General features: G+C 46.1%; 4 protein-coding genes. 1 reads left to right on the plus strand and 3 read right to left on the minus strand.

Annotated elements, in window-relative coordinates; all coding sequences use genetic code 11:
• The 3 genes from AB685_RS24430 to AB685_RS24440 form a co-directional block, all read right to left on the minus strand.
• On the minus strand, positions 1–839 hold an 839-nt coding region (locus AB685_RS24430), incomplete at its 3' end, for a S8 family serine peptidase (RefSeq protein ID WP_047973188.1).
• Positions 840–1,616: 777 nt separating this feature from the next.
• A complete protein-coding gene (locus AB685_RS24435; protein ID WP_047973189.1) occupies positions 1,617–4,685 on the minus strand; it encodes an efflux RND transporter permease subunit in 3,069 nt (1,022 codons plus the stop codon).
• 170 nt (positions 4,686–4,855) lie between these two features.
• Positions 4,856–5,206 carry a hypothetical protein gene (locus AB685_RS24440; protein ID WP_047973190.1) on the minus strand — a complete coding sequence of 117 codons (351 nt, stop codon included), beginning with the start codon at positions 5,204–5,206 and terminating at the stop codon, positions 4,856–4,858.
• Positions 5,207–5,424: 218 nt separating this feature from the next.
• Between AB685_RS24440 and AB685_RS24445 the strand changes: the two genes are divergently transcribed.
• Positions 5,425–7,247: tetratricopeptide repeat protein (locus AB685_RS24445; RefSeq protein WP_047973191.1), on the plus strand; the 1,823-nt coding region annotated here is incomplete at its 3' end.

Genomic DNA, 7,247 nt, shown 5'->3' on the forward strand with positions numbered 1-7,247 from the left:
ACGTTGATCGGATGATGTGGATCAAATTCTCCAGATGAGCCCCAAGAGTTCGTGATCACTTGGATGTTGTACTCATCCTGGTGCTCGATTGCATAATCAAAGCCACCAATTCCATCTAAAACGAGTAATGCAGCACCCGATCCATAGCCAATCAGATCGGAATCTGGCGCCGCACCTGCGTACTTCCCACCAGACATCGCACCCGTTCCGCCAACGGTTCCAGCTACGTGGGTTCCGTGACCTGAGTTGGTATCCGTGTTGATGACATTTTCGATGTAGGAGATTGGGATGATGCCGGTACTAGATAAATAAGAGGTGCCTAACACATTTTGWACGAGGTTCTTTTTAAATGTATGATCCCCGTGCGTGCCATCTACTCCACTATCGTTCACAACAACCCCTACCCCATTTCCTGTAACAGGTAGACCGCCATTTTGCGCAGTAAATTGTTCATCGGCACGAACTTGATTCACTCCTGTTATTTCATTGGCATCAGCATTAAAGTAAGTGAGGCGTTCGTTTAAATAAATCGACTTTACCTCTTCATCTTGGGCTAATTGCTCCACTTGCGCTTTCGTGGCGAGGGCACCGACGATCGGCAATTGATTGAGCGTAACCGCCGTTGTGATATTGAGGTTCTCTAACAGTGAGATGTTCTGCGTGGTAGGCTTGTCCTCCCCGTCAAACGTCACAATAATTTGTGCAGTTGATTTGCTCTCAAGAGCAGACCATACCTTTTCATCGACTACCGTAGACGTGGCCTCGGCTGACGTGTTGTTGAACGTAAAAGCTTGGAGAATAAGAATAATCATGAGCATGAAAACAAGATATTTTTTCATTACGACACTCCTTCTTTTTAATAGTTAGAATTGTCACACTATTATCTTGACACAAGGAGGAAATTTCCACTATTCGACATTTGTACTATCTATTAGTAAATAACTATCAATTGCTCACACTAAAGTTACATGAAGAGGCTGAGTTGAGGTTGGGTCGTTTTTATTAATGTGTAGGGTAGCTGGTGGGTGGATATGTGCGATTTGATCGGGTTTATGAGCGAGGTGGTTGTGGTTATGTTCGCTATTCCGATTATATGTGCGAGGGCGAGCTGGTTAGGTGCGGAATATGGAATATATGAGCGAAACCATTTACTCCTCTGCTCTCCGGCTGCCCCGAAGGCGTATGTGCGAAATTCTCGATTTTATGTGCGAGCCGCTGGCAGATATGTGCGCTATTCAGCAAATATGTGCGACCTCACGCCACTTATGTGCGCTATTCAGCAAATATGTGCGATCTCACGCCACTTATGTGCGCTATTCAGATTATATGTGCGAGCCGCACTCTGGCACCCCATATATGAGCGAAACCATCGCACCTACGCTCTCCGACTAGTTATGTGCGCAATATCCGACTTATGTGCGAGCTCAAGCCGGATATGTGCGCTATTCAGCAAATATGTGCGATCTCACGCCACTTATGTGCGCTATTCAGATTATATGTGCGAGCCGCACTCTGGCACCCCATATATGAGCGAAACCACCGCACTCCTCCGCACCCGCAGCCACGTCTACGCTCCCCACACAAAAAAACGCGCCCAACAGGCGCGGTTTCCTTCATTATGCTCGTCGTGCGCGGATGCGCTGTCTGACATTGGACTGCAACAGGTATAGTGCAGGCACGATGAATAGTGTCAGTAGCGTTGAGAAGATCAGTCCGGAGACGATCGCGATTCCTAGCGGCTTAAACAAGGTGCTGTTGCCGAGTGCAACAGGGAGTAAGCCGGCAATCGAGGTGAGCGAGGTCAACACGATTGGGCGGAAGCGCTGCTCGGCTGCTAGCATGACAGCTTCGCGTGGGTCGACTCCTTCTTTTCTTYGTTGCTCAATAAATTCAATCAAGACAATTCCGTTTCGAACAACAATACCAGCCAAACTGACGGCCCCCATCATCGACATAAAGCCTAGTCCGGTCTGGGTGATAAATAGTCCAATTAGTGCACCGGCGATGGCTAGGTAAACAGTACTTAGGATTAAGATTGGCAGCGTCAGTGAGTAGAACTGGATCGCAATGACAATCAAAATTAAAAAGACAACGACGATAAAGATTTTCCCGATATCAATAAAGACATCAGTTCTAGCTGATGTTTCCCCGCCGATGGACAGGTTGTATGCAGCGTCGTTTGCCGTGACTGCATCGAGGTCTGCACGGGCATCTGCTAAGATCTCATCACTTGAGCGTTCGTTTGGATACGCACGCACCGTGATTGTTGGGATCGTATTCGAATGTGGAATGCGTGGGTCAGAGGTGACTTCTTCTGTTGTTACGACATCAGCAAGTGCTATGCTCTCACCCGTCATTCCTTCCACTGTAATATCATCTAATACSTCAACAGATAAGGAATCACCCGTATCAAATACCATTCGCATATCAATCAATTCACCAGGTTGCTGCAGTTGGCCAAGTGGCAAGCCTTCACCGACTAGTCGTAGTGCTGTAGCGATATCGTCACTTGAGAGGCCGTTCTCTTCAAGGGCATCACGATCGGGTGTAACTTGAATCGTCTCGACATTACCACCGACATCATCATCGACGTTTGCAACACCATCAGTTGCAGCGAGGATGTCTTTGACTTCGGCTGCCATCTCGCGCAATGTTTCAAAGTCTTCGCCACTGACTTCGATTGCGATCGGGGCACCAACTGGTGGGCCTGATTCGATCATCGAGACGTTGATGTTTAAATCAGGGAATTGCTCTGGTAATGTTTCATTCCATTCGTTCATTGTCTCACGCGTTGAGTATTGCTCGCGGTCAATGAAGACGAGGAAATTGGCGGCATTTTCACCTGAAGCTCCGCCTCCCCCTGCTCCGAATAGACGCGGGATGTCTGTTCCAACGTAGGTGGAAACAGAGCGAACATGTTCAACATCATAAAGCCATGCTTCTAATTCTTCTGCTTGTTCTTCTGTTGCACCGAGTGCGGTTCCTTCAGGGAGCGTCACCTCAACGAACACTTCTTCACGGTCCGTGTCTGGGAAGAACTCCAGTGGAATGAACGGAATGAGCGCATACGCTGCTGTTCCAAGCAAAAAGCCTGTTACGACAACGAGAAGTGGGCGTTTTGTAACGCCTCTCATCATCCGCTTTCCATAGAAACCTGCTGCCTTATCAAAGGTCCCACCTAAAAAACCGGCTGGCTTTCTCTTGCTTCTTTTAGTAGGCGAAGCCGTTTTTTCCTTAATCGATCTGTAAATCGGAATTAAGAATAAGGCGACAAATGTTGATGCGATCATCGTTGCAATTAATACGGCTGGGAGTGGGCGGATGAATCCTCCGGCAGCTCCTGGCAGTAGCATTAATGGTAGGAAGGTGAAGACGACTGTCAGTGTAGATGTTAAGACTGAGACAGCGACTTCCTTCGTTCCATTGATGGCAGCGTTGATCGGTGTTTCGCCCATTTGTAAGCGGCGTTCGATGTTTTCGTTGACCACAATGCCGTCATCGACCAATATTCCCAGGGCAATAATAAAGGCGATCAGGGAGATTTGGTTCAGGTCGACTCCGATAAATGGCAACACGATTGCACCTAAAGAGAGTGATACTGGGATTGCGAGTGCGACACTGAGTGCGGTCGAGACATTAAGTCCGAGTGAGCAGACAATGAGTACGGACACAACAGCAATGGCAAAAGAAATTGCGAGGTCACGGAATAGCTCGTTAACGAGATCTGCTTGTGTGTAGAGAAGCGTCATTTCCACGCCCTCTGGGAGCTCAGCTTCGATTCGGTCAACTAAGCCATTTAGTTCGTTTTGAGCTCTTGTGACACTGGCACCTTGCTTGAGAGAGAACGTTAGTGAAATCGCTTCTTCTCCTTCAAATGCTACTTTCTCGGTCACTGGCTTGAATGTTTCATTAATCGAAGCAACGTCGCCAAATTGGATCATTTCACCTTCACCGTCAACAGCTACTGGAAGGGTCTCAAGGTCAGATAGGCTGGTGAATGTTTGGAGCTCGACGCGGTAATTGTAGGCATCGGTCTTCCACTCACCTGGTGGAACAGCGCTGATTTCTCCATTTAAGACGCCAATCAGTTGGTCAGTAGAAATACCAGCATCGGCTAATTCCTCTGGATCGACTTCAATGAGGATTTCTTTTTCAAGCGTTCCTTGTGTTTGCATCGAGACGATATCTGGAAGCTTAGTTAAGCTCGTATTCCAGCGGTCTAGAAGCGCATCGACTTCCGGAACGAGGTCTGGGTTATCAAATGTGAGCTGGTATGTTGCGAGACCTTGGGTTGAAAGCTCGTTATTGAAGATCGGAGCATTCGCATCATCTGGGAACTCGGCCTGGGCATCAGTGACACGTTGGCGTACTTCATTCCAGGTTTGATCGGTATCTATCCCTTCTTCAAGTTCAACTGTCATAAATGATAAGCCTGGGCTTGAAACCGACGTAAGTGAGGCTATTTCTGGCATTTGCGAGAGGCCTTCTTCAAGTAAATCGGTGACATTTTGCTCGACTTGCTCACTGGATGCACCTGGGTACACGGTTGTTACCTGGGCAATCGGTGGATCAATTTCTGGGATTTCACGTTGCGGGAGTTGCAGGAAGCTCAGTACCCCAACGAGAGTGAACATAATAAAGAATAGAATAGTAATTTTGCGTTTGCGAATAAGCCAGGATATCATTGGCTGTTCCCCTCTCCGAACACGGTTGATTGATTCATCTTATTTTSGACATGTGTTATACAACTATTATACAGCTGATTATATACGGTGGGATTTGAAAGTACAATTGAAAGCATTTGGGAATGAGAAGAACCGTACCATATTGAGGTACGGTTTCTTTTTTGAGGCGTCTACCACTCTCTCCATTCTTCTGTACAATCGCCATCCTCTTCTAGTCCTACTGTTCGTGCTGCTCCGTCAATAAATTCGTAAAGTTCTTCTCGCTCTTCGGTTTCAATAAAATCATCGTATTCTTCATTGACATCATTTAGTTTTAGGACGACTCGTTTCACACATTGGATGATTTCATCTTGCGTGGGACTGGAAGGGAGTCCTTTTAAGTCATTGATATAGGAGTCCAGTGTTTGATTCGTAGCTGCAATACTTTCGTGCGAGTAAAACTCTTCATAGTCTTCGTCTTCTTCAAGTCTTTGTTTCCATTCAAGTGTCGGCTTTTTCGTGATCCAGTCCTCTAGTGTCATAAGGTCCTCCAGTATGGTTGAAATGTAATAGATAGAAGGAATTCGGTATGCCCCTTCGTTGATCCTCTTTATTAGCCTACTTATTTTTCGAGTAAATCGGTATAGATCCGACATACTTCCTAAAAGATTTCCTTTTCCTTTCTATTATTCTTATTTATAATGGGAGTAACATACCATTACCATATTTCACCACAATTTCTGACAAGAGAGGAACCTTTATGAAGAGGAAAAAACCTATATTAATTATTGGTAGTTTAATTGGTGTGCTAGTTTTAGCTGCCATTTTAGTGATGACGATTCTTCAAGATGATCCTGCCATGCTTACCATGGAGGATGCGAAGCAATCCTTTGAAGAGCGAGATTATGAATTATGTGCTGATATGTATCAGCAATTATTAGATACAGATCCTACTGATGTCGAGGCTCGTATTGGCTTGTCTAAATGTTTAGTTGGGTTAGGGCAAGTAGAGGCAGCAGAACAACTTCTATTAGAGGGGATGCAGCTTYCACCCACTGAGCCGACCCTCTATTTACACACATCTCAATTTTATTTAGGACAATCTGAGGTCGTTCAGGCCCTTTCTCTATTAAATGAAGGGATTGAGCGCACAAATAGCGAGACCTTAACCGAGGCMGTTCAATCGATTGTTTCGAATATTAGTATTGAGAGTGAGCGTTCGATTGTTCAAGTTGGATTTGAACGCCCTCTTCAGTTGAAGTGGAAAGGAAACAGTGGGCAATCTTCTGTTATGGAAGCAGAGTGGACGGTAGCAGACGATTCGTTTGGTGCCATTGCTAGTGGTGAATCTGGTGAAGTACTGTTTGAAGGAAAAGAATTAGGTACAGCCACGGTGATCGCTGAAACAGAGTATTTCACAAAAGAAAAAGACATCACGGTGCAACAGCAAGTCGTGGAAGAGTTAACGTTTAACTTTGACGAGCCGCAAACGATTGCGATTGATGAAGAGATCGAGCTCTCCATTCGTGCAACCGATGCAAATGGGGAAGTCATGTCGATCTCCCCTGCTTGGATGCTGGAGAATAATTTTGGTACGCTAAGCTCTACTAGTGGTTCTAGCACGACATATACAGGACAAGAAGCAGGGATTGAAGCTGTCATTGTCTCGTATCACGATTTGAATTCGATATTAGAAATACGAATTGATGGAGATCAAAAAACGATCCTTACTCAAACAGAAGGAAATGGTTCAATCCTCCTTTCTCCTCGACAAGATTCTTATGAGGTCGGAACAGAAGTAACCGTAAGTGCGGTTCCACAACTTGGTTGGGAATTTGCCGGATGGGAAGGCGACCTTTCAGGATCAGAGATCGAGCAGACGATTACGATTGAAGATAGCTTAACGATTAAAGCGATCTTCAGTAATGGCGGTCATTCATTAGCTGTTGAAAAAGAAGGAGAAGGAACGATTTTAAGAAGCTCTCTCTCTTCGACATTCTCACCAGATGAGCCGGTTACCTTAACGGCACGCGCTGCGGACGGCTGGACATTTGAACGTTGGAGAGGTGATGTGACAAGCGCAGATGCTTCGATCACATTCCAGCTTGATAGTGATACAACGGTACGTGCTGTGTTTGTAAGAGATAGTGATGACTCTCCTGCAGATGAAACCGATAGTACGGAAGCGGATGAAAATGAGTCAAGTGAGGGGAATACGTACAGTTTGAGTCTTAATACGACAGGTCAAGGGAATGTCGTGATGAACAAGTCAGGCTCTACTTTCCAACCTGGAACTCAAGTCGCGATTTCTGCGGTACCTGCGGATGGTTGGAGATTTGTTCGCTGGGAAGGAAGCGCAAGTGGAAGTAATGTGCATACATCTGTCACGATGAACGGAAATCGCAGTGTGACGGCGGTATTTGCGAAAAACGAATCTAATTCAGGCGGAGGACAGCCGCCAGCTCCTGAACAACCGAAACCACAACCAGAAGCACCGAAGCCTCAAGAATACTCATTAAGCACTTCTGTTGTTGGTGGTGGGTCCATTTCGGGAGACGGCGGCTCGTATAAGGCTGGAACGTC

Source organism: Bacillus sp. LL01 (assembly GCF_001037965.1).

Excerpts from the sequence above, each read along its gene's own strand:
- AB685_RS24440 (WP_047973190.1), bottom strand. The coding sequence starts at position 5,206 with ATGACACTAGAGGACTGGATCACGAAAAAGCCGACACTTGAATGGAAA.